Annotated in this window: 22 protein-coding genes and 2 pseudogenes; 11 read left to right on the plus strand and 13 right to left on the minus strand. The window is 66.7% G+C overall.

What is annotated here, in order from left to right; translation table 11 throughout:
* Nucleotides 1-6 precede the first annotated feature (6 nt).
* From ACPOLB_RS05900 to trbC, 6 genes are read left to right on the plus strand one after another with little or no spacing between them, the layout of a single operon-like run.
* A complete protein-coding gene (locus tag ACPOLB_RS05900) occupies nt 7-453 on the plus strand; it encodes a hypothetical protein (RefSeq protein WP_425260387.1) in 447 nt (148 codons plus the stop codon).
* The gene (gene traF, locus ACPOLB_RS05905; protein ID WP_176066363.1) at nt 450-992 is read left to right on the plus strand and encodes a conjugative transfer signal peptidase TraF; all 543 of its coding nucleotides are present in this window, start codon (nt 450-452) and stop codon (nt 990-992) included. Before ACPOLB_RS05900 ends, traF begins: the two co-directional genes overlap by 4 nt.
* A gap of 9 nt (nt 993-1,001) precedes the next feature.
* Nucleotides 1,002-1,412, plus strand: a complete 411-nt coding sequence (locus ACPOLB_RS05910) for a hypothetical protein (RefSeq protein WP_425260388.1) — start codon at nt 1,002-1,004, stop codon at nt 1,410-1,412.
* The gene (gene traW, locus ACPOLB_RS05915) at nt 1,388-2,083 is read left to right on the plus strand and encodes a type-F conjugative transfer system protein TraW (protein WP_425260389.1); all 696 of its coding nucleotides are present in this window, start codon (nt 1,388-1,390) and stop codon (nt 2,081-2,083) included. Before ACPOLB_RS05910 ends, traW begins: the two co-directional genes overlap by 25 nt.
* Before the next feature lie 41 nt (nt 2,084-2,124).
* On the plus strand, nt 2,125-3,159 hold the full coding sequence (locus tag ACPOLB_RS05920) for a TraU family protein (RefSeq protein WP_425261878.1): 1,035 nt from the start codon (nt 2,125-2,127) through the stop codon (nt 3,157-3,159).
* Between the two features lie 43 nt (nt 3,160-3,202).
* Entirely contained in the window at nt 3,203-3,847 is a 645-nt protein-coding gene (gene trbC, locus ACPOLB_RS05925) for a type-F conjugative transfer system pilin assembly protein TrbC (protein ID WP_425260391.1), read from the plus strand.
* 196 nt (nt 3,848-4,043) lie between these two features.
* Here trbC and ACPOLB_RS05930 read toward each other — a convergent pair whose 3' ends face one another.
* Genes ACPOLB_RS05930 through ACPOLB_RS05940 form a run of 3 tightly spaced genes read right to left on the minus strand, consistent with a single transcriptional unit; the run spans nt 4,044 to nt 5,918 of the window.
* Nucleotides 4,044-4,493, minus strand: coding sequence for a DUF6527 family protein (locus ACPOLB_RS05930; RefSeq protein WP_210856005.1), 450 nt, complete (start codon nt 4,491-4,493; stop codon nt 4,044-4,046).
* Nucleotides 4,490-5,671 carry a ThiF family adenylyltransferase gene (locus ACPOLB_RS05935; protein WP_425260392.1) on the minus strand — a complete coding sequence of 394 codons (1,182 nt, stop codon included), beginning with the start codon at nt 5,669-5,671 and terminating at the stop codon, nt 4,490-4,492. The genes ACPOLB_RS05930 and ACPOLB_RS05935 overlap by 4 nt, the downstream gene beginning before the upstream one ends.
* Nucleotides 5,646-5,918 carry a multiubiquitin domain-containing protein gene (locus ACPOLB_RS05940; RefSeq protein WP_210856001.1) on the minus strand — a complete coding sequence of 91 codons (273 nt, stop codon included), beginning with the start codon at nt 5,916-5,918 and terminating at the stop codon, nt 5,646-5,648. The genes ACPOLB_RS05935 and ACPOLB_RS05940 overlap by 26 nt, the downstream gene beginning before the upstream one ends.
* 130 nt (nt 5,919-6,048) lie before the next feature.
* Here ACPOLB_RS05940 and ACPOLB_RS05945 point away from each other — a divergent pair, with 130 nt between their 5' ends.
* From ACPOLB_RS05945 to ACPOLB_RS05955, 3 genes are read left to right on the plus strand one after another with little or no spacing between them, the layout of a single operon-like run.
* Nucleotides 6,049-6,642, plus strand: coding sequence for a hypothetical protein (locus ACPOLB_RS05945; RefSeq protein WP_210855999.1), 594 nt, complete (start codon nt 6,049-6,051; stop codon nt 6,640-6,642).
* The gene (locus ACPOLB_RS05950) at nt 6,639-7,049 is read left to right on the plus strand and encodes a hypothetical protein (RefSeq protein ID WP_210855997.1); all 411 of its coding nucleotides are present in this window, start codon (nt 6,639-6,641) and stop codon (nt 7,047-7,049) included. The genes ACPOLB_RS05945 and ACPOLB_RS05950 overlap by 4 nt, the downstream gene beginning before the upstream one ends.
* Nucleotides 7,046-7,873 (plus strand): ImmA/IrrE family metallo-endopeptidase, encoded by an 828-nt coding sequence (locus tag ACPOLB_RS05955; RefSeq protein WP_425260393.1) that lies wholly within the window; start codon nt 7,046-7,048, stop codon nt 7,871-7,873. Before ACPOLB_RS05950 ends, ACPOLB_RS05955 begins: the two co-directional genes overlap by 4 nt.
* 243 nt (nt 7,874-8,116) lie before the next feature.
* On the opposite strand, the gene ACPOLB_RS05960 is transcribed toward ACPOLB_RS05955, so the two are convergent.
* The 4 genes and pseudogenes from ACPOLB_RS05960 to ACPOLB_RS05975 form a co-directional block, all read right to left on the minus strand.
* Nucleotides 8,117-9,187, minus strand: coding sequence for a ComEC/Rec2 family competence protein (locus ACPOLB_RS05960; protein WP_425260394.1), 1,071 nt, complete (start codon nt 9,185-9,187; stop codon nt 8,117-8,119).
* A gap of 80 nt (nt 9,188-9,267) precedes the next feature.
* Nucleotides 9,268-10,485 (minus strand): nucleotide pyrophosphohydrolase, encoded by a 1,218-nt coding sequence (locus tag ACPOLB_RS05965; protein WP_425260395.1) that lies wholly within the window; start codon nt 10,483-10,485, stop codon nt 9,268-9,270.
* Nucleotides 10,486-11,478: 993 nt separating this feature from the next.
* Complete coding sequence (locus tag ACPOLB_RS05970) at nt 11,479-11,871, minus strand: DUF302 domain-containing protein (RefSeq protein ID WP_104301985.1); 393 nt, start codon at nt 11,869-11,871, stop codon at nt 11,479-11,481.
* Between the two features lie 8 nt (nt 11,872-11,879).
* Nucleotides 11,880-12,343, minus strand: a pseudogene (locus ACPOLB_RS05975) (hypothetical protein).
* A 374-nt stretch (nt 12,344-12,717) separates the two neighbouring features.
* On the opposite strand from ACPOLB_RS05975, the gene cadR reads away from it, so the two are divergent.
* Entirely contained in the window at nt 12,718-13,161 is a 444-nt protein-coding gene (cadR, locus tag ACPOLB_RS05980; protein ID WP_425260396.1) for a Cd(II)/Pb(II)-responsive transcriptional regulator, read from the plus strand.
* Between the two features lie 344 nt (nt 13,162-13,505).
* Nucleotides 13,506-14,144, plus strand: coding sequence for a thiol:disulfide interchange protein DsbA/DsbL (locus tag ACPOLB_RS05985; protein ID WP_425260397.1), 639 nt, complete (start codon nt 13,506-13,508; stop codon nt 14,142-14,144).
* Nucleotides 14,145-14,246: 102 nt separating this feature from the next.
* Here the strand turns inward: ACPOLB_RS05985 and ACPOLB_RS05990 are convergent, their stop codons facing one another.
* From ACPOLB_RS05990 to ACPOLB_RS06015, 6 genes and pseudogenes are all read right to left on the minus strand, one after another.
* The gene (locus ACPOLB_RS05990) at nt 14,247-14,405 is read right to left on the minus strand and encodes a peroxiredoxin family protein (RefSeq protein WP_425262011.1); all 159 of its coding nucleotides are present in this window, start codon (nt 14,403-14,405) and stop codon (nt 14,247-14,249) included.
* A gap of 106 nt (nt 14,406-14,511) precedes the next feature.
* Nucleotides 14,512-14,754: pseudogene (locus tag ACPOLB_RS05995) on the minus strand (TlpA family protein disulfide reductase); the annotation flags it as partial.
* A gap of 29 nt (nt 14,755-14,783) precedes the next feature.
* The gene (locus ACPOLB_RS06000; RefSeq protein WP_425260398.1) at nt 14,784-15,632 is read right to left on the minus strand and encodes an undecaprenyl-diphosphate phosphatase; all 849 of its coding nucleotides are present in this window, start codon (nt 15,630-15,632) and stop codon (nt 14,784-14,786) included.
* An 18-nt stretch (nt 15,633-15,650) separates the two neighbouring features.
* Complete coding sequence (locus ACPOLB_RS06005) at nt 15,651-16,433, minus strand: AraC family transcriptional regulator (RefSeq protein ID WP_425260399.1); 783 nt, start codon at nt 16,431-16,433, stop codon at nt 15,651-15,653.
* Nucleotides 16,426-16,929 carry a signal peptidase II gene (gene lspA / locus ACPOLB_RS06010; RefSeq protein ID WP_425260400.1) on the minus strand — a complete coding sequence of 168 codons (504 nt, stop codon included), beginning with the start codon at nt 16,927-16,929 and terminating at the stop codon, nt 16,426-16,428. The genes ACPOLB_RS06005 and lspA overlap by 8 nt, the downstream gene beginning before the upstream one ends.
* Nucleotides 16,910-19,936: a heavy metal translocating P-type ATPase gene (locus tag ACPOLB_RS06015; RefSeq protein WP_425260401.1), complete on the minus strand. Its 3,027-nt coding sequence runs from the start codon at nt 19,934-19,936 to the stop codon at nt 16,910-16,912. Before ACPOLB_RS06015 ends, lspA begins: the two co-directional genes overlap by 20 nt.
* Nucleotides 19,937-20,011 lie beyond the last annotated feature (75 nt).

Here is a 20,011-nt window from a genome sequence, read left to right on the forward strand (position 1 = left end):
GCTCCGATGGACGTCGACGCCAGCGCCAGTCCTCGCCAACCCGTTGCCGGGCCTGTGGGCATGGTGCCCATCCTCCTGCACGCGGCCTTCGCGCTGCTGATCGTGCTGGGCACGCTGGCCGCCTACGACCGCGTGGTGGTGCGCCCGGCCCAGCGGGTGGGCGTCGTCGATGTCGGCGAGGTGTACCGGCAGAAGGAGGCCGAGTTCACCCAGCTTCTGACCCGCGCCACCAACGACGCCGACCGCGAGAAGGCGTTCGCGCTGGCCCGGAACTTCTCGCAGCGGCTGCCGGCCGCTCTGGAGGAACTGCCGCGCGACTGCGCCTGCCTCGTGGTTCTGAAGAGCGCCGTGGCCGGCCGGACACCGCGGACCGTCGATCTGACGGCACTGCTGCAGCAGAAGCTGGGCCATCCCCAGACACCCCACAGGAACGACCCCGAGGAGGCCCGATGAAACGCAGCCTTCGCACCCAGGCCATCGACTTTGCGATGCACATGCGGCGACGCTGGTATCTCTACCTGCCCGTCTTCGCGATCTGGGCCTTCGCCTACACACGCCTTTTCATCGACCCGACGCCTCGGGTGCCGGTCCTCTTCAACTGGACGGGCAGTCTGCCGTACCGGGTGGCCTGGCTGCAGCACGGCGAGCATCCGCTGCAGCGCGGCGAGTTCGTCATCTTCTCGTTTGCGGGCGAGGCGCGAGCCGCGTACCCCGGACTGGACGGTCAGCCGTTCTTCAAGGTCGTGCGCGGCCTGCCGGGCGACGTGGTGACGGTGTCCGGCCGCACGGTGTCGGTCAACGGTGTCGTCGTCGGCACGGCCAAGGCCCAGGCCTTCGACCGGCGCCCGCTGGAGCCGATCGCGCCGACAGTGATCCCGCCGGGCCACTACTACGTGCAGGGCACCGGCCCGGACTCGTTCGACTCGCGCTACCGCAGCAGCGGGCTCGTGCGGGCCGAGCAGGTGCTGGGCACCGTGGTGCCGCTGTTCTGAGGGGCTGCCATGGATTCCGACCTGACGCTGCCTTGGCCGGTGCGCCTTCACCCGGTCCAGCTGACCTCCCTGGCCTCGCTGGCTTCCCGTGTCGCCCTGACCGCGTTTGCTGTGGCCTTGCCGGCACTGGCGCAGACATCGTCCGAGCCGGCTGTCACGGGCGACGTGCCGATGGCCGACTACCTTGCGCTGCTCCAGCAGATCTCCCCGGCGGCGCACCAAGGGGCGCAGGCCTATCTCCAGGCCCACGACCGCCGGTGCCGCCGGAGTCTTTCGAGCCGCGAGTTGCGACAGGCGATGGCGGAAGGGGACGGCGATCCGCTGCTGATGGCGATGATCCGGGCCAGCCACCTCCAGGACGGGCCAGGGCTGACGCGGCTGGCCGAGCAGGTCTCATGCAACCGGAAGGCGGCCAGGTGAAGTTCGAGATGCCACTGCCTCAGGCTGGCTGCGCGCGCGCGCCGGCGCGCGTCATTCGGTCGCTGCTGGTGGTCGTCGCCATGATCCTGAGCACGGCCACCCATGCCGTGGACCTGGGGACGATCGGCCCGACCTACGGCATTGCCGAGCCCCACCTGCTGGAGTTCATCCAGCAGCGCCTGCGCGACAAGGAACGCACGGGTGAGCTGCAGCGGCTGATTGACGAGGCCCGCAACCGCGGTGTGGCAGCCGTGCGCCAGCCCGCCCCGGTCGAGGGCGTACGAGGCACCGAGACTGCACGGTCCTGGACCATCGATCCCACCTTTACGCTCGACCGCAACATCGTCGATGCGCAGGGCCGGCTGCTGTTCCCGGCCGGGACGCGCAAGAACCCGCTGGAGGTGGTGTCGCTGTCCAAGCGGCTGCTGTTCTTCGATGCCCGTGACGGCCGACAGGTCGCTCGGGCCCGCGAGCTGATCGCGCGCTACGACGGCAAGGTCAAGCCCATCCTGACAGGTGGCTCGTATCTGGACCTGATGAAGGCCTGGCGTGTGCCGGTGTACTACGACCAGCAGGGGACGCTGACCCGCCGCTTCGGCATCAGGCAGGTGCCCGCCCTGGTCTCGCAGGAAGGCATGCGCCTGCGCGTCGACGAGGTGCTCGCGCAATGACCACCCTGCCCGCCCTGATCCGCTTGCTTGCCGCACTGAGGATGCCCGCGCTTCGCCGATGGGCCGGCCACGTGCTTGCCCGCGCGGTGCTGCTCGCCGCCCTGCCCTGGGTGGCGCCTGCGCAGGCCGCCGACAGCCTGACCTGCACCGGCCGCTTCCCCAACCCGATCACCGAGATCTGCTGGAGCTGCATCCTGCCGATCAGCATCGGCAGCGTCACCATCGCCAATTTCGATGGGCAGGAGGACATCCCCAATCCGTCCAACCCGGTCTGCAGCTGCGGCGTCAACCCCACCATCGGACTGTCGATCGGGTTCTGGGAGCCGGCCCGGCACGTGGAGGCCGTGCGCAAGCCGTTCTGCCTGGCGTCGCTGGGCGGCATCGACCTCGACCCCGGCATCCCGGCGCCGGCAGCGGCACGGTTCACGCGCCCCGAAGGTGATGGCGACGGCGGCAGCTTCTACCAGGCGCACTTCTACGTGAATCCGGTGCTGTACTGGCTGGAGGTGGTGACCGACTTTCCATGCCTCGAGCGGGGCTCGTTCGACCTGGCCTATCTGACCGAGGTGGACCCGCTGTGGAACGACGACGAGCTCACCCTCATCCTCAACCCCGAGGCCGTGCTGTTCGCCAACCCGGTGGCGGTGGCGGCCTGCGCGGCCGATTGCGTGGCCGCGACCGCGAGCTTCGGCATCGCCGAGATGTTCTGGTGCGCCGGCTGCCAGGGCGGCATCTACCCCTTCGATGGCCACGTGCCGTACCACATGGGCGGCGTGCGAACGGCGGCCCTCATCGCGCAGCGGCTGACCGCCAAGATGCACCGCGAACTGCTGGCCTGGGGCTGGCATGGCCGCCCGGGCCTGTGCGGGCCCTACTTCCTGCCGGCCATGGACAAGACCGCCTACAAGACCCAGCTGACCTATCCCGTGGCCAACACCGCCAAGGACGGCGGGCGCTGCTGCCAGCCCTTCGGCCGCAGCACCATCGTCTGGGGCGCCGGCAAGGAGTACCCGGTGCGCGGAGAGGACTTCGCGTTCATGCTGTTCAGGAAGAGGAACTGCTGTGTGGGCTACTGACAGGGCATCGTCTATCGGACGGACTCTGGTCGCGGGAGTCGCCGTGTTCCTTCTTGCCCGCAGCGTGCTGGGTGCCCCTGCGACGCCACCCGCTGTCACCGACGCCGACATCGAGCGCGCGCGTCAGCAGCATCGGATGCCTACCGAGGCTGAACTGGCACGGGTACCGATTCCTGGCGCACCTCGCATCGAGAATCTGCCTCAGCCGGTGACCCGCATGCCCATCGACCTGGAGGCCATCTCCAAGGGCTTCGACGTGCAGAACGGAGCTCCGGCAGCGTCGATGACCCCGGGAAAGGCAGGGCCGAAGGTGTTGATCTTCGTGAGCTTCGCGATGCCGGAGCCGACGCTACAGCGCTTGGTCGACCAGGCAGCGCGGGCGGGCGCGACGCTCGTGCTGCGGGGATTGATCAATGGATCGATCCGCGAGACGGTGACTCGCATGCAGGCGCTGATCGGCAGCCGCCGCGTTGACATCCAGATCGATCCGGAAGCGTTCGATCGCCATGGGATCACAAGGACTCCGACATTCGTCCTAGTCACGGACGGCGCCGGCACCGAGGCCTGTGCATCCCGCGTATGTGGCACGTTGCCACAGTCTGTCAAGGTCGCGGGAGATGTGACCCTGGACTACGCGATGCGATACCTGAACCAGAGCGCCGGAGCTTCAGTTCGTCCACAGCGGTAGGCGCCACTCCCACTGTGCCTCTCGCCCGTAGGCAGCAGACTGAAATCGGCTACTCGCCGCCCGCCCAGTAGGCGACCGCTTCCGTGCGGAGCGGTCGCTCAGCATGACGTCGACTCGAGCGACTGCTTGTCATGGCAGATACGTTCTATCCTTCGTCAGGCAGGCGCTAGCGCTGGGTCCACGCTCGGGCACCATCTCATCTGAACCAGTCCAGCATGCGCCGCCACCAGCGTGGCGGGCGCGCGCTGGCGTGTGCAGACGGTAGTACGGCGGACGGCACTGGAGCCGCCTGCGGATCGAGCCGTTGGTGGTAGTAGCGCCGCTTGTCGCGAACATCGGCATCCCGCACCGCGCGAACATCCGTGTCTGACATCGGTCCCGCCCAGACGACGCGGTTGCCGCGCAGGATGTAGTGCGACCGGCACGGGTAGCTCCAGTTGCCAATCGACGGGTAAAGCGACAGCGAGTCGCCGTCGAAGGTGAGCCGCCAGTCGGTAGGCGACAGCGGTGTCACCACCTTCATGCCGCAGCCGCAGAAGCATCGGTGACTCGCCGTCGCGTAGGTCATCGACACGTAGAGCGCGCCCTCGTCGAGCACCTTCGGCATGAACTCGACGAACCGGAAGGTGTAGGTCTGGCGCTTCACGGCGTCACGTCGCTCGTCAGGAGGTTGGTGTTCGTCGTGTAGGTCGAGTCGTGCTCCCGGTCGTCGTCGATGTAGAAGCCGCAGAGCTTCTTCCACTTGATCACGGCCATCACGGCGCACAGCGAGTTCAGCTCGGCGAGCTGGATGTTGCGGGCGTAGAGGTCGTCGTCGTCGTTCGCGGCGCAGGACACGCGTTGCGCGACGTGGTTCTGCTGGTCCGGGGTGCTGGTAGTCACCCGGCAGATGCCCCAGAGCTGCAGCCTGGCCTGCTTCAGCTCGACGCCGATGCCGGTGTCGATGAACGAGCGCCCGGCGGCCTGCAACGTCTCGATGATCAGGCGCTTGGCCGACCCGCTGTCCATGCACAGGAACACGAAGTCGTACCCCACGAGCTCGCCCATGTTCGTCTCGTCGATGAAGACCTCGTGCGGCACGATGCCGCGGCGCATCTTGCCGTAGAGCGCCGCCAGGTAGGCCACCTTCGTGGGCTTCGCGTGCAGTTCTTCCAGGGAGGCGGCAGACGGTGCCCGGAACGCGTTGTGCTGCTGGAAGAGGTCGCCGTCGTAGAGATGGATCTCCAGGACTGGCGTCTTGGCGACGAGATCCAGCAGGTACGAGCCCGTGCCGCCCAGACCGATGATGGCGATGCGCGCCCCCGACAACTTGGCCGTGACGGCCATGATGCCGGCGCGGCTCGAGGCCGAGTCGATGTAGCGGAACACGGACTCGGCCTCATCGGCCGCCATCGGGCGGTGGGTGCGCGCCGTCAGGCCCGGTTGCAGCGACTGCGCCGGCGCGCTGATGATCTCGATGTAGCGCGTCATCTTGGCGTGGTAGTCCGGGTACCCGGCCGGCGGCTTGTTCGAGAAGGCGTGCTGCGCCGTGATGTCCGGCGCCAGATCGAACTTCGCCGTGCCGTGGCGGATCGCAGTGATCGCGCGACCGGCGCGGTCGCACGGGTGCTCGCCGACGAACCACGCCACGTGGTTGCCCGGCCGCACCGTGGCGTCGCCCGCCAGTGTCAGGTCCGACACCAGCACGCCGTAGCCGATGGCGCCGGCGGCGTTGACGTAGGGCACCCTGTGCACCAGCAGGTGCCCAGAGCGGATTTCGAGCTCGTAGCCCTCGTCGCGCAGCCTGAGTAGGTCAGGACTACGACTTATCAGTGCGCTTTGCATTGAAGATCATCCCGTTGGTTACGAACACTGCCTCGCCGGCGACCAGCGAGCCTTCCCGGTTCTGCTCGGGACCGCGCTTGTAAGTGACCGTGTAGACGATGTCGTCGTTGAAGGTGGCGTCGTCGAAGGCCAGCCGGACGACGTCCTCGAAGGTCAGGCGGCGACGCGGCACCACGTGCTGTTCGCCGTTAATGACGATCTCAAAGCTCCGGCGCTCCGAGTTGGCTTCTTCCGTTTCGGTGTTCATACTGGGTGCTCCTTGTGGTTTCGCCCCCCTGTAGGACTCTCCACCGGCCCAGCCGAGGACGGCAGAAAAAAAGATCCGCCGCGCGTCCAGATCGCGATCACCAGGAGTCATACGGGTCGGAAGCCGAACCATGGAACAACCCAAGCCACCAGACGAAGAGCCACTGTCCAAGGCCGAGCGCGAGGCGTTGCTGGGCGCTATGTCGCCCGGCGACTGGGCCCGCGCCGAAAGCCTCGCGCGCGTGGCTGCGTACGGACTGACCGACATGACCCCGGAAGATCTGCTGCAGGAGACCCTGGTCGATCTCCTCGGTGAGGATCGGACCTGGCGGCGCGGTGTCCACCCGCTCGTCACGCTCAAGGTGGCAATGCACAGCGTTGCCAGCAACGCGCAGAAGAGGGTCGAAAACGCCCCGATCGATCAGTACGCCGTCGTGTCGACGGGCGAAGAAGAGGCGCCCGAGGAGGGCCGACCGGCACCAGTGCACGCTGTCCAGCGTCTTGGCCCGCAGGACACCGTGGAAGGGCGCCAACAACTGGCCGCGATCGAGCAACTCGTCAAGGGCGACGACCAGGCCGAGCTGGTTCTGATGGCGTGGGCCATGGGCTACAGCGGCGCCGAGGCTCGGCAGGAAACCGGTCTCGACGCCAAACAATTTGATGCGGCACGACAGCGCTTGCTGCGAAAGCTCAAGCCGGCTGCTGCAGCGAGGAAACTGAAATGACTGCGCCTCAAAAGCTGCAGGATGACCTGAGCGTCTTGCTGGACGCACTGCTTGCCGAGTTGATGGGCATGAGCGACGAGCAGGTCCTCGACGGCGATGGTCCGGCCGCCATCCAGGCACGTGGGCTGACTCTGCTGAGCGCGGCGAAACAGGAGGCCGCCAAGCGGAGACTGGCCGCCGCCAAGGCAGGCCTGGCTGGAGCGCGGGCTCTCTCGCGTATCCGCGGCAGCGGGTCGGTGAGCGCCACCGAGGCCAAGGCCTTTCTCCGCGAGGCGGCCAACACCGGCCGGTACACCATGGCGGCGCGCCAGCTCGATGAGTTGTCGGACCAGGCTGCGCTCGCCCTGTACAGCAAGTTTGTTCGTCTTGGCGTCGTCCCGCCCGGGGCTGGGGATGATTCCCGATGACCCCTGGCGAGCGCGCCGAGGCCCGAATAGCGGAGCTCGGCATCAGCGACCCGCGCGACATTGACGTCGACGCGATCGCCTTCGACGCCCGAATGCTGGTGGAGTACGAGGCACTCGAGGGCTGCGAAGCCATGCTGGTCGGCGCCGGTGACCGCGCTATCGCGACGATTCGGCCCTCGAGCGTCCGAGGTCGGGAGAGATTCTCGGTGGGGCATGAACTCGGGCACTGGGAACTACACCGAGGAAAGTCGTTCGCGTGCCGCGCCGACGACCCCGACCGTAACCTGACGTCGGACAAGCCGCGCGAGCGCGAGGCCGACGAGTATTCAGCGCACCTGCTCATGCCAGCAGTGTTCTTCGGGCCCGCTGTAAAGGCGCTGGGGAAGCCCGGGTTCAAGGAGCTCGATGGCCTATCGAACGACTACGAGACCAGCCTCTTGGCAACGGCAATCCGCTTGGCCGACATCGATACGCTGCCAGTGATCGTCGCCAGCTACTCGGCCCAAGGGCTCAAGTGGAGCAAGCCCGCCAAGCACGTGCCACGCCGCTGGTGGCTGCGCAGCCGCTTGGACGACGACTCATTTGCTCACGGTCTCTTGACCGCCGGAACACGCGTCGCATCGGCACGCAAGCAACCGGGCGAGGTCTGGTTCGAGAATGACGACGCCGAGAACTACGAGGTTACCGAGGAGTGCATCCCGGGCAAGGCGGGAGAGGTTCTGGTACTTCTGTACCTCTCGTCTCCGATGCTGGACGCGCGCTTCGATCCGAACGTCGGTATTCGACGCTACAACGAGAGTGGCTCGTACACGAAGCGTCGCTAGATACATGGTGAAGATGGATGACGCTTGTCGTCGGCGCGTGGAAGCCGTGACGCTGCGCCCCTGATCCGACGGCGCACCATCAGCGTGAAGGTAGGAAGGGAGCAAGGGGTAAGAACCCCCGCTGGCGCTCAGGGTCGGGCGCACCTGGTTGGCAGTCCGGCGAACGCCCGATCCGCGGCGGTGATCAGCCCTTCGGCCGCTCTCGACAGACGACCGCTCCCGCTGCAATGCTGTCGCAGGTAGCTAAAGTTCAAGCCGCACGCCGCCGCCCGGCGCCGCAGGGTAACGGCAGATGTAACCGTACTGGGCCTGTCGCGCCGGGTCGTTCCACGATAGGTTCTGCTTCGTCGCGTAGTTGAACCAGATCGTCGGCTGGCCGCCCGCGCAAATGACGCGCGCGAGTGCCTCGGCATCCGGATGCCCGAACTGCGCGTTGTTCGTGCTCACGACGTAGTGCCTAGCGCGCACGACCTTCAGCAGTTCTGTCGTCACGTTGGCCCGGCTGCTGTGGTGCGGCAGCTTGAAGACATCCACGTTCCAGGGCAACTTCATCTGGCGGCTGTCGGCCAGGGAGCGCATTTCTTCCACCAGCACATCGGGATGCCCGTCGGCTGCGAGCAGTACGGACTTCTTTTTGTACTCCACCAGCAGGGCGATGCTGGATCCGTTGGGCAGGGCCTTGTCGATTGCAGTCTTGGACGCTGCCAGGTCGTCCAGTGAAGGCATCCCTCTCGGCAGGCGTGTCGGCTCCACGGCCTCGCGCGTCTTCGCGCGCAGCTTTGCGATCTCCTTGTCCCACTGCGCGAAGAGCGCCTTGAGCTTCTTGAGCGACGGCGAGACCACTGTCACCTTGATGCCCCGACGCGGTGTGATGCGCGGGCAGCGCTGATCGGCTGACGAGCACAGCCACTGGCCGTTTATCGCCGTGTTCCAGGGAAGCACGCGCGAAGACGCCCCCAGCAGTTCGGCCAGGCGCTGCCCTTCGGCCACCCCGCGGATACGAGGACCGGCGGGTGCGGGCGCGTTGAACCAGATGTCGCCGAACTCGAGATCGAGCGACGCGTCGTTGAGCAGCTGTGCCGCTCCGCCGATGTGGTCGTGATCGATGTGCGAAACCACAAACGTGTCGATGACCCTCTTGCCCTGCGCGCCTGGCGTGAGCGTGCGCAGGTGACGCTGCAGTGCCTTGTAGGTTTCGTCCGGACCGCTATCGATCAGCAACCGCCACGGGCGAGACGGCGTATGGCAGGTCAGCAGCAGGCTGTCGCCGAAAGACGCGGGCAGCACGTCCAGCGACATGACGGGGGAAGCCATCCGGACATCGTACGTCCGGGATCGCCTCCCGTCACGGCTCCACGAAGAGAGGGGGGTGAGAAGCTACGCTCGTCTGCTTGCTACAGGCTGTACTGCACCGCGCCCGTGTCGCTGATCGTGATCTTGCCGGCGGCCATCAGGTCTTCGAGGGTCTTCTGGATAGCCGGGTCGTCATCCGTGGTGGCCAGCAATGACTTGATGAGTGCGCGCAAGGTCGACTTGCGAGTCGGCTTGCTCTGGAGTTTCGCGAGGTTGGGCAGCACGTGTTCCAGACCTCGGGTCTTCTTCGCGGGCGCCTTGGCCTTCTTGGTGGCTGCTTGAGGCTTCGGGGTGGCTGCTGTTTGCGTGGTCGTCTTCTTGGCCGCCGTCTTCGCGGCGGTCTTCGCCGGCGTCTTCTTCGCAACTGCTTTTTTGGCAGGAGCCTTGGCGGGTGCCTTCGCTGCAGCCTTCTTGGCTGCAGGCTCGGGCGTAGCAGGACTCGCTGTCTTGGCGGCTGCGGTGGCCTTCGCCGCTACCTTCTTCGCAGCCGGAGCGGCCAACTTCGCCGCTGGTTTCGGCGTGACTGCCAGCGTGAACATCGGGCCCCCACTGGACTTAGGCTTGGACGCACCGAATGCGGCCTGCCTCGCCGAGAACCCCAACTCCTCGGCGTGCTCGAGCATGGGGCCGTACCCTTTGTCGTTGGACACCACCACGAAGCGTGCATCCGGATGACGCGAGGCGATGTAGCCCATGTAGAAGGAGAGGTGGAAGTCCAGCGCGTTCTTGCCCGCGCGCGCGATCTTCACGAGTGTGACGCGCGAACCGAAGGATCCATAACTCTCCGGATCCACCTTCTGGTTCGGCCCGTGGAAGATCCACACGTCCGTCACGTCCGGGACGAGGGCGCGCAGGTCGCTCTCCTTAGGCTGCACGTTTTCCCAATCCACGAGCACGTGGGTCTCGACGGTGGACGTGGCGGCCGTGCCGGCCGGCAGCCCGGTGCGTAGGGGCGGGTGCTTCTTCGCGTTCTTGACGAGTTTGCGGCCGACTGCGCGCTTGAGGTCGACCTGGGTGTGGTCTGCAATCTGGATGAGATAGAGCAGGACGTCAGCGACCTCGTCGGAGATTTGCTCGCGCACGACGGCATCGGTGTGGGCCGAGGCCGACTGCTCGGGCGTCATCCACTGGAAGATCTCGGCGAGCTCCGCCGCCTCCACGATCAGCGCGGTGCTGAGATTCTTGGGCGTGTGGAAGGGTTGCCAGTCGCGTTCGGCCGCGAAGGTGCGCAGGGTGGCCTGCAGGGCTTCGATGTCCACGTCTTGTTGTCCTTCCCTGGAATGGGTTAGGACTGCAATCTCTCACGAATCGAGGTGTCCGCCGTTTCGGCGGGCAGGCGGCTTTCCAGGGGAAGGGCGGGCGAGGTGTTCCCTCTGGACTCGAACCTCAGTGGACATAGGACCACTCGCCGGTCTGTGTTGACCGGCGTTCGGCTTCAGACTGGGTGCGGTCGGTCAGCTTCGGCCGCTGAACGACGGCATGGACCGGAACCGGTCGTTCGCGGGGCGGCGGCCCGGATGACCGCTGCGCCTCGTTGACCGGTCGCTCGAGCAAGGCTGCCCGCGGCACGGTACGGGAACGACTGCTTCTGCCCGGGACGACCGACTGAACCCGACCCAAACCTGCCCGCCGGGTTGCTCCAAAGCAGCCGGACGGCGAGCCATCGTTTTTCTTGTTTGGCTTCTACGAAGCGGCCCTTCGAGATCTCACGGACCCGGCCATAACCGGACCCTGGTGATCCGCTCAGAATTTTCCGTGCTGGCCTGCCCTGGATGACCGGTTTAGGGCGGTCAACTTGAGCTCCACTTTGGCTCGTCCCGGCCAGTAGCAGTCGGCCGCCAATGGCCGCTTCCGGCAGCCTCCTTCGCCGTCTCCGTCGGTTCTGGCTTCTGGCCACTGGCTGCTGTCGCGTACTTGTGCGTGTATGCCCATCGGCAAATTCTTCGTCGCCAACTCAGCGCTTGCGGCGGTGTTGGCTGCGGCGGTGTTGGCTGTGGTGGTCGGCGGCAAAGGCTAGGCCCGCCTTCAGGAAGCTGGACCGGCTTGCCGTGAATCCGCTCGGCAGACACGAACTGAGATGCAGGGCCTATGGTCGGCCAAGACCAAGGTTGCGCAGTTGGTGGTGCTGGTGAGCGCGCTGGTCGGCTTCGCCGTCGACGCCATCACCGCCCGGAGGCCGCAGCCGGCTTGGATCTGACGACCGGTGGCGGCCGTGCCGATCCGATGACTCGGGCGTGCGTCTGACAGCCTTTCTAGAGCGCCGCCATCACCCGCTCAAGGCGCTGTCGCACTTCGCCGGCAAGCTGCGCGATCTCTGGCCGATCGACCAGGTCGAGCACGGCGCTGGGATCCATGAACTCGACTCGGACGCTTCCGGACGGGTCTTCGCGCACCACCACATTGCATGGCAGCAACACCCCGATCGAGGGCTCTGCCGTCAGCGCGCGGTGGGCCAGCGCCGGGTTGCACGCCCCGAGGATCCGGTAGGGTGGCATGTCCGCACCGAGCTTCTTCTTCAGCGTCGCCTGTACATCGATCTCGGTGAGCACGCCGAAGCCCTCTGCCTGCAGCGCCAGCGTGACACGAGCCAGCGCGTCCGCGAACGACAGCCGAACGGTCTTGCCGAAGCCGTACCTGGCGTCCATGCTTGCCCTCACTTGGTGGGCGCCGGCGTCGGGTTCATCCACTGCTGATGCCACATCATGTGGTTCATCATCATCTGCTGCATCGGCAGGTACTGTTCCATCATGTACTGGCGCTGCTTGAGCTGCTCGGGCGTGAGGTTCGAGTAGTAGCCGCGCATGTGGCCCCAGTCCATCATCGGGGCGCCCATCATCATGCCCGGGCCGCCCATGCAGCAGCCATGCCGCCGCCGGGTCCCCACATGCCGTGCATCGCCGTCATCGCCGACTGCATGCTCGTCCAGTGCTCCTGCAGCAGCTTCTGTCGCTCCTGGGGATCCTGCGTCGCGCGCATCCGTTCCATCTGGGCCTGCATCAGCTTCATGTGCTCCTGCACCTGCGCCAGCTGCTTGTCGAACTCGGCGGTGTTCGGGGCGGCCACCTTCGACGCTGCGGCCTTGTCGGCCGCAGGGCCCTGCTGGGCGGCGACGGGCATTGAGAACGGGACTTGCGCAGAATCAAGGCGCTGCTGCAGGCGGCCGATGGCGGAGCTCCACCCCGCGTGCCGCGATCTCCCCGCGGAGCAGGCACCGGCGTGGCCCGCTCGGCCTCCCGTCAGCATCGAGTCGTTTGGAAGGCGTCTACCCGCGCGACACCGGCCGCACCTATCTACGGCGCAGCGCCGCTCCCGGTTACGCTCTACGACCGCCCGGCCAGGCCCGGATCGAGTTTGCGCACCCGTCCCTACGCTGTGATGGCCCAGACATAAGTGCTGTTGCCACAACATCTCGATGACCACTGCGAATGGGTAAAGCCTGTAGCGGATGTAAAGTATTGGGCACTTTCCCAACCGCAACCCGTCAGAGTGCCATGAAGATCGGAGCCTTGGCCGAAGCCACCGGAACCCCCGTCGAGACGATTCGCTTCTACGAGCGCGAAGGTCTTCTGCCACCGCCCGCGCGGGCGGACAACAACTACCGCATGTACCTGCCGGAGCACGCCGAGCGGCTTGTCTTCATTCGGCAGTGCCGGAATCTGGACATGACGCTCGACGAGATCCGGGCCCTCATCATGTTGCGGGATGCGCCAGCAAAGGATTGCGGCGAGGTCAACGCGCTGCTGGACGAGCACATCGGCCACGTGGTGCACCGCATCCGCGAACTCCGGGAGCTCGAAAGGGACCTGAAGGCGCTGCGCGCGCACTGCGCGGGAGCCCGAGCGCTGGCGGAGTGCGGCATCCTCAGTCGCCTGGACGGCGCGCCCGCCGTACCGACCACGCGGGCGAAGCGGCGGCACGTGCCAGGTGCACATTGAGGCGGGACCATGGGCAACAAGGCTTTGCCGGCGGTGACGGTGAACGGCACGCCTGCCACGGCGCTTGCGCGTGAGACTTAACGCGCTGCGACGGGCGCCAGGCTGGGTCCACTTGGCGCTTCATGCAGCCTGATCGGAAAGTGCAGCGGATGCCGGAACGGGTCCGGCTGACCGCCCCGCCTTGCAAGTTGCCGCCGTGGACCCTTGCTTCGATGGATTCAGCACTGCCGGCATCTACCGCGTTGCTGCGCGTGCCCGAGGCGCTTTGCCAGCCGAGTAGGGGCTTGACTCTGAACGGACTTCATGCCTGAGCATTCGCAGCTCGTCGATAGCCTGTTGTTGAGATGAACCGTCGCAGCTTCTCCAAGATCGCCTCCGTATCCCTTGCCGGCGCCTCGGTATCTGTTCTAGCCGAACCGTGGCCTGTGGAAGGCAAACACTACGTGGCCGTGTCGCCCCGCCAGCCCACACTGGACCCCAACCAGGTCGAGGTTCTGGAGTTTTTCGCGTACGGCTGCGAACACTGTCATGCCTTCGAGCCGACGATCGACGCCTGGCAGAAGAAGCTGCCCAGCGACGTGCGATTCCGGCGCATTCCCGTCGCCTTTCGAGCAGGCCCCATGGTGTTGCACCAGAGGCTGTACTTCGCGATCGAATCTTTGGGGCTCGTGGAGCAACTTCATCGCAAAGTGTTCACCACCCTGCACGAGGAGCGCAGGCGCATCGACACGGTCGAGCACGTTGCGGACTTTGCAACCAGGAACGACGTCGATGCCGGCCGTCTTGTCAGCACGGTGAACTCTTTCTCGGTTGCTTCCAAGGTGACGCAGGCCACCACCCTGGCCAACGGCTACCGCTTCCAGGGAACGCCGTCGATAGGCGTCGACGGCCGCTGGCTCACCTCGGGCTCGATGGCGGGCTCGAACCCCAAGTCGTTGGAGGTGGCCGAGCATCTGATGCGCCTGGCAAAGCGGCGCACCTGAAAGCGGGTATGGGTCCCCCTGTCAACGGAGTTCCGGCAGGCACGGTTGCCGCCGACAGTTGACGGCCTCGGCAGCGCCGCGCAAGGTCGTCGTCGCTTCCGCCTACTTGCGAGCGACACCGAGAGCCGCCCGAATCTCCTTCTCGATCTTCTCTCGATCGTCCAAGCGGAAGCCGCCGTGAACGGCGCGCACCTTGCCGTCCGTGCCGATCAGGTAGGAGGTGGGCATGCCCTTCGGCTGGTACAGGTCCGCGACCTTCATTTCCGCGTCGTATGCGATGACGAACCTGGCGGGCGTTGCGCGTAGGAACCTGTTCTGCATCCTCGCGTTTGCGGTCGACCGAGATGGCGACGATCGTCAAGCCCAGCGGCCCGTACTTGGCGTGCATGTCGTTCATGAACGGAAACGACAACTTGCACGGAACGCACCACGAGGCCCAGAAGTCGACGTACACGACCTGACCCTTCAGGTCCGCCAGACGCACCGGCTTGCCGGCGGTGGGAAGCTCGAATGCAGGCGCGCTGCTTCCGACTGCCTGCGCTTCAGCGCCGAAGGAAACCACCAGCGCCCAAAAGCCAAGTGGAATTGCAAGCATGCGAGTCAGCGACATGTCGCGCCTTTTGCGGTGGAAAGAGTTGATCAAGACCCCGGCCAAGACTTCCACCCCGAGGCCGAGCTCAACAGAATCAGTGCACCAAAGGCGATCCTGTACCAGCCCAACGGGCTGAAGTCGTGGGTCGAGACATAGCGGATGAGCCAGCGGATGCAAGCCAGCGCACTGATGAAGGCTACGACGGTACCCATGGCGAACAGCGGCACGTCCTCGATCCGCAACTCGTCCCGGTGCTGCCACGTCGAGTAGGCAGCCGCCGCGAAGAGGGTGGGGATGCCGAGGTAGAAGCTGAACTCGGTGGCCACCTGTCTCGGTAGCCCGAGCAGCATCGAGCCGATGATCGTCGCCCCGGACCGGCTCGTCCCTGGGATCAACGCTGCGCATTGGACGAGACCGATCCGCAGCGCGTCTCTCGGGGTCAGGTCGTCCACGGTTCCGATGTCCGGGCGCCGAGAGGCGCCGGGACGGCGCTTGCGTTGCGAACGCTCCACCAGCAGGATCACCACGCCCCCGAGCACAAACGTGACGGCCACCGTGGTCGGGTTGAAGAGGTGCCCCTTGATAAGCGAACCGAACAGCAGACCGAAGACGGCCGCGGGAACGAAGGCAACCAACAGATTCAGCGCGAACCGCCGGCGCGCAGGATCGGTGGTCAGACCGAGAGCGGTGGCCGTCAACTGCGCCCGGTAGTGCCAGACCACGGCGAGCATCGCGCCGGACTGGATCGTGATCTCGAACACCTGCGCGGCATGGTGATCGAAGCGCAGCAACGACGACGCGAGGATCAGGTGGCCGGTCGACGAGATCGGCAGGAACTCGGTCAGACCTTCCACGATGCCCAGCACGATCGCCTTGCCCAGCAGCATCAAGTCCATGTTCGGTTCGAGCGATGCTCAGCAGGTTTCGACAAGTGACAGCCCGCGCGGCGTGAGCGGTGGCGTGACGTGGTCGGCGCAAACGATGCGTGCCCCGCGCAATGGCGCCGGGGGCACGCCGAAGGTGGCGACGAAGGTGCGTGTCAGATGGGCGCTGTCGGCGAAGCCGGCCAGGTGCGCTGCTTCGGTAAGCGTCGACCCGTCCGAGAGCGTGCGCACGGCACGTTGCAGGCGCAGCCAACGGACGTAGGCGCGAAAGGACAGGCCTGAAGCTTCGGCGAACCAATGCATGAAGCGGGAAGGCGACAGGCCCACCACTTCGGCGGCGTCCTCGACCCTCACCGACGCCTCGAGCGCCTGCTCGAGCCAAGCGAGCACGTTCGTCCAGCGCGGGTCGTCGTCGGTGCGAGAGTCCGGCGGCTGGTGGTCGTGCGCCAGGTCCTCGCCTTGCAACCAGCGGTCAAGCTCGTCCTCCAGAACATCGACCTGCATGGTTGTCAGCGCGGCCGCGCTCTCCGGGAGACTCCGGGCAGCCTCATGCCCCAGCACGGTTGGATCGAGGAACACCATGCGCAAGGGCTGCGCAGCCACGAGCCGATGCGGTACGGAGGCGGGCAGGAAATGCCCCGGACTGTCCATTACGCCCCATGCGCCTTCCAGTCGCAAGGTGCCGAGCGAACACCACGCCAACTGCGTCGCCTGGTGCCGGTGCAGCCGGCCGGGCTCCACCGGGCCGGCGTAGACGGCCCAACCTCGGCCCATGACCAGCAACGGCCGGCCCGATGCGTCGAGTTCATCCATTCGCTTCGCGCAGCCGCTTCCTGCCGAAGACCTCGTGAACCACGAGCAGCACCGCACCGATGCTGATGCCGACGTCCGCCATGTTGAACGCCGGCCAGTGATGCGGGCCCCAATGGAAGTCGATCCAGTCCACCACGGCGCCGCGCACGAGGCGGTCGACCATGTTCGCCAAGGCGCCCCCGAGGATCAGTCCGAAGCTCGTGCGCTCCATGATCGACGTACCGGGCCGCCGGATCATCCAGATCAGGAAGACCGACGCCGCTATTGCGATCGCGATGAAGAAGTGGCGCTGCCAGCCGCCCGCATCGTGCAGGAAGCTGAACGCCGCGCCGCGGTTGAGCACGTGCACGATGTTGAGAATCGGCAGCCACTCGTGGACCGCGCCGTACTCGACCCACGCGACGATCGCGGCCTTCGTCGCCACGTCGGCGGCCAGCACCAGGCCCGCCAGCGCGAAGCCCAGGCGCACGCCGCGCTCAGCCGGCACCACGGCCATCGGTGGGTGCCGAACGGCCCAGCAGGCGCAGTCCGTTGAAGACGACGACCAGACTCGCACCCATGTCAGCGAGGATCGCCAGCCACAGGCTGGCATGGCCGGTGAAGGCGAGCACCATGAAGACCGCCTTGGTGCCGATGGCGAACGTGATGTTGGCCTTCAGGATGCCGCCGACCCTGCGGGACAGCGCGATGAACTCGGGCAGCTTGCGCAGGTCGTCCTGCATCAGCGCCACGTCCGCGGTCTCGATCGCGGTGTCGGTGCCGGCGGCGCCCATGGCGAACCCGATGCTCGACTTCGCCAGCGCAGGCGCGTCGTTGACGCCGTCGCCGACCATGCCCACGGGGCCCTGGGCCGCCAGCTTCTCGATGGCCTCCAGCTTGTCGTGCGGCAGCAGCTCGCCGCGTGCATCGGTGATGCCGACCTGCGCCGCCACGGCCTGGGCCGTCTTGCTGTTGTCGCCGGTGAGCATCACCGGCTCCACGCCGAGCCGCTTCAACTCGGCGACCGCCTGCTTGCTGCTGTTGCGCACGGTGTCAGCCACCGCCAGTACGGCCAGCGCTTGCTGGGCCGTGGCAAGGACCACGGCGGTCTTGGCCTGGGCTTCGAACTGCTCCAGCAGCGTGCGCACCGGCTCGGTCGCGACTCCCAGCTCGGTGGCCAGCCGCTGGTTGCCGATGTAGTAGGTCTGGCCGTCGATGTCTCCTTTGACGCCGCGACCGGCCAAGGCCTCGAAGCGCTGCACGGTGGCGTGCGGCCGGTCCCCATACCCATTGACGATCGCGGTGGCAACCGGGTGCTCGGACAAGGCGTCGAGGCTCGCCGCGACGCGCAACACTTCTTCGCGCGGCATCGAGGCCACCGGCACCGTCTCGGTCAGTGACGGCCGGCCGTGCGTCAAGGTGCCGGTCTTGTCCAGCGCCACGGAGCGCAGCATGCGCCCCTGTTCCAGGTACAGGCCGCCCTTGACGAGGATGCCGCGCCTTGCCGCCGCCGCCAGGCCGCTGACCACGGTGACCGGCGTCGAGATGACCAGCGCGCAGGGGCACGCGATCACCAGCATCACCAGCGCCTTGTAGACCCAGTCGAACCAGCCGCCGCCGAAAAACAGCGGCGGGATCACGGCGATGGCGATCGCGAGCGCAAAGACCACCGGTGTGTAGACGCTCGCGAAGCGGTCGACGAAGCGCTGTGTCGGCGCGCGCTGGCCCTGCGCGTCCTGCACCGAGCGGGCGATGCGGTCGAGCGTGGTTTCGCCCTTGCGCGAGCGCACTTCGAACTCGAGCGTGCCGCGCTCGTTGATCGTGCCGGCAAAGACGGTGTCGCCGGGGTTCTTCTCCACCGGCATGCTCTCGCCGGTGATGGGCGCCTGATTGACCGCCGAGGCGCCCGAGACGACCACGCCGTCGAGCGCGATGCGCTCGCCGGGGCGCACGCGGACCAGTGCGCTGAGCGGCACGGTCTCGGCCTTGACCTCTTCCCAGCGGCCGTCGGGCTGCTTCACGAGCGCCGTTTCGGGAGCCAGGTCCATCAGCTTGCGGATCGCGTTGCGGGCGCGGTCCAGGCTCAGCGCCTCGATCATCTCGGCGATGCCAAACAGCCAGATCACGACCGCGGCTTCCGGCCATTGGCCTATCAGCGCGGCGCCGATGACGGCCACCGTCATCAGCAGGTTCATGTTGAGCGACCGGCTGCGCAGCGCGATCCAGCCCTTCTTCAGCGTCTCGATCCCGCCCAGGGCGATGGCCGCGAGCGAGGCGCCCACTACCGGCAGCGACGATTCACCCATGCCGGAGAAAGCCATTACTTCGGCACCGATCGCCAGCACGCCGGCGGCGGCCATGCGCAGCGATTGGCTCTTCGAGATGCCGCTGCCGAACTCGCTTGTCACCGCCGGCGCGGGCCGGCTGCTGGCGCGCAGGACCGGCGCCATGCCCAGGCGCTCGATGGCCGCCGTGATGGGCGACGCGTCGTCGAGCGAGTGGCTGACGGTCAGCGTGCGGCTCATCAGGTCGAACTGCAGCGCTGCCACGCCCGGCAGGCCTTCGAGGGCCTTGCGCAGCAGCGCCTCCTCGGTAGGGCAGTCCATCTTCTCGATCAGATAGGTGGCCCGTCCCTGCGGGCTGGCCCCGGCCTCGCGTTCGACGGTGGCCTGCATGCCGATCTCGCGCAGCGCATCGAGCACGGGTGCGGGATCGCCCAGGCGGTGCTGCACGGCCAGCCGGCGGTTCATCAGGTCGAAGTCGAGCCGGTCGATCGCGTCGAGCTTGCCCAGGTGCTTGCGGATCAGCGCCTCCTCGGTCGGGCAGTCCATGTTTGTGATCAGGAACTGCGTGGTGTTGCCGCTTGCCGCAGGCACCGACACCAGCGACGGTTCGGGCTTGCCGCAGGGGCCGCAAGCGGCGTCCGCGTCGGGGCTCGAGGGTGGTGCCACCTCCGTGGTGTTGCCCAGGTGCGCGCACATGCCTAGCGCCCGCAACTGCTGCAGGATCGGCTCGGCGGAGGGCAAGGTGTGCACCACCGACAGCCGGTGCGCTCGCAGGTCGAACTCCAGCAAGTTGACCCCGTCCAGTGGCTCCAGCCGGGCTCGGATCGCCGCTTCCTCGTTGCGGCAGTCCATGTCCGGCACCGTGAAGACATGCGTCGAAGGCAAGCTCACGACGCTGCCGCCGCAGGCCGCAGAACAAGCGGAGCCGCATGCGTCGCCCCCGGCGACCGTGCCTTCGGCTTCCAACGAAGTGGACATGCCGATCTCGGTCAAGGCCTGAAGCAGGGGCCGGGGATCGGGCAGCTCATGCTCGACAACGAGCCTGCGGGCAGGCAGGTCGAACGAGAGTGACCCGACCTGGGGAAGCTGGGACAACCGGGCCCGGATCGCTGCTTCCTCGTTGCGACAGTCCATGTTGGCAACGCGGAAGGCCGTGGTCCGCAAGCTTGGCGAGGGCACGGGATGGCTTTGATCGGAGCGCAGTGGCGCACCTGTGTCTTGAACTTGTTCGGTCTGCATCGCTCGACTTTCACTCGCTTCGGAGTTCGATTTAACCGCCTGTAGTGACTACAGAGTCAAGTGCCCATCCGGCAT

The sequence above is a fragment of the Rubrivivax soli genome (genome assembly GCF_049810355.1).
In the GTDB taxonomy this organism is placed as follows: Bacteria; Pseudomonadota; Gammaproteobacteria; order Burkholderiales; family Burkholderiaceae_C; genus Rubrivivax.

What these genes read in the sequence shown, in the direction of transcription:
- ACPOLB_RS05900 (WP_425260387.1), top strand. Translation starts at nt 7, where the DNA reads ATGGACGTCGACGCCAGCGCCAGTCCTCGCCAACCCGTTGCCGGGCCT.
- traF (WP_176066363.1), top strand. Translation starts at nt 450, where the DNA reads ATGAAACGCAGCCTTCGCACCCAGGCCATCGACTTTGCGATGCACATG.
- ACPOLB_RS05910 (WP_425260388.1), top strand. Translation starts at nt 1,002, where the DNA reads ATGGATTCCGACCTGACGCTGCCTTGGCCGGTGCGCCTTCACCCGGTC.
- traW (WP_425260389.1), top strand. Translation starts at nt 1,388, where the DNA reads ATGCAACCGGAAGGCGGCCAGGTGAAGTTCGAGATGCCACTGCCTCAG.
- ACPOLB_RS05920 (WP_425261878.1), top strand. Translation starts at nt 2,125, where the DNA reads ATGCCCGCGCTTCGCCGATGGGCCGGCCACGTGCTTGCCCGCGCGGTG.
- ACPOLB_RS05935 (WP_425260392.1), bottom strand. Translation starts at nt 5,671, where the DNA reads ATGCAAAGCGCACTGATAAGTCGTAGTCCTGACCTACTCAGGCTGCGC.
- ACPOLB_RS05940 (WP_210856001.1), bottom strand. Translation starts at nt 5,918, where the DNA reads ATGAACACCGAAACGGAAGAAGCCAACTCGGAGCGCCGGAGCTTTGAG.
- ACPOLB_RS05945 (WP_210855999.1), top strand. Translation starts at nt 6,049, where the DNA reads ATGGAACAACCCAAGCCACCAGACGAAGAGCCACTGTCCAAGGCCGAG.
- ACPOLB_RS05950 (WP_210855997.1), top strand. Translation starts at nt 6,639, where the DNA reads ATGACTGCGCCTCAAAAGCTGCAGGATGACCTGAGCGTCTTGCTGGAC.
- ACPOLB_RS05955 (WP_425260393.1), top strand. Translation starts at nt 7,046, where the DNA reads ATGACCCCTGGCGAGCGCGCCGAGGCCCGAATAGCGGAGCTCGGCATC.
- ACPOLB_RS05960 (WP_425260394.1), bottom strand. Translation starts at nt 9,187, where the DNA reads ATGGCTTCCCCCGTCATGTCGCTGGACGTGCTGCCCGCGTCTTTCGGC.
- ACPOLB_RS05970 (WP_104301985.1), bottom strand. Translation starts at nt 11,871, where the DNA reads ATGGACGCCAGGTACGGCTTCGGCAAGACCGTTCGGCTGTCGTTCGCG.
- cadR (WP_425260396.1), top strand. Translation starts at nt 12,718, where the DNA reads ATGAAGATCGGAGCCTTGGCCGAAGCCACCGGAACCCCCGTCGAGACG.
- ACPOLB_RS05985 (WP_425260397.1), top strand. Translation starts at nt 13,506, where the DNA reads ATGAACCGTCGCAGCTTCTCCAAGATCGCCTCCGTATCCCTTGCCGGC.
- ACPOLB_RS05990 (WP_425262011.1), bottom strand. Translation starts at nt 14,405, where the DNA reads ATGAAGGTCGCGGACCTGTACCAGCCGAAGGGCATGCCCACCTCCTAC.
- ACPOLB_RS06000 (WP_425260398.1), bottom strand. Translation starts at nt 15,632, where the DNA reads ATGGACTTGATGCTGCTGGGCAAGGCGATCGTGCTGGGCATCGTGGAA.
- ACPOLB_RS06005 (WP_425260399.1), bottom strand. Translation starts at nt 16,433, where the DNA reads ATGGATGAACTCGACGCATCGGGCCGGCCGTTGCTGGTCATGGGCCGA.
- lspA (WP_425260400.1), bottom strand. Translation starts at nt 16,929, where the DNA reads ATGGCCGTGGTGCCGGCTGAGCGCGGCGTGCGCCTGGGCTTCGCGCTG.
- ACPOLB_RS06015 (WP_425260401.1), bottom strand. Translation starts at nt 19,936, where the DNA reads ATGCAGACCGAACAAGTTCAAGACACAGGTGCGCCACTGCGCTCCGAT.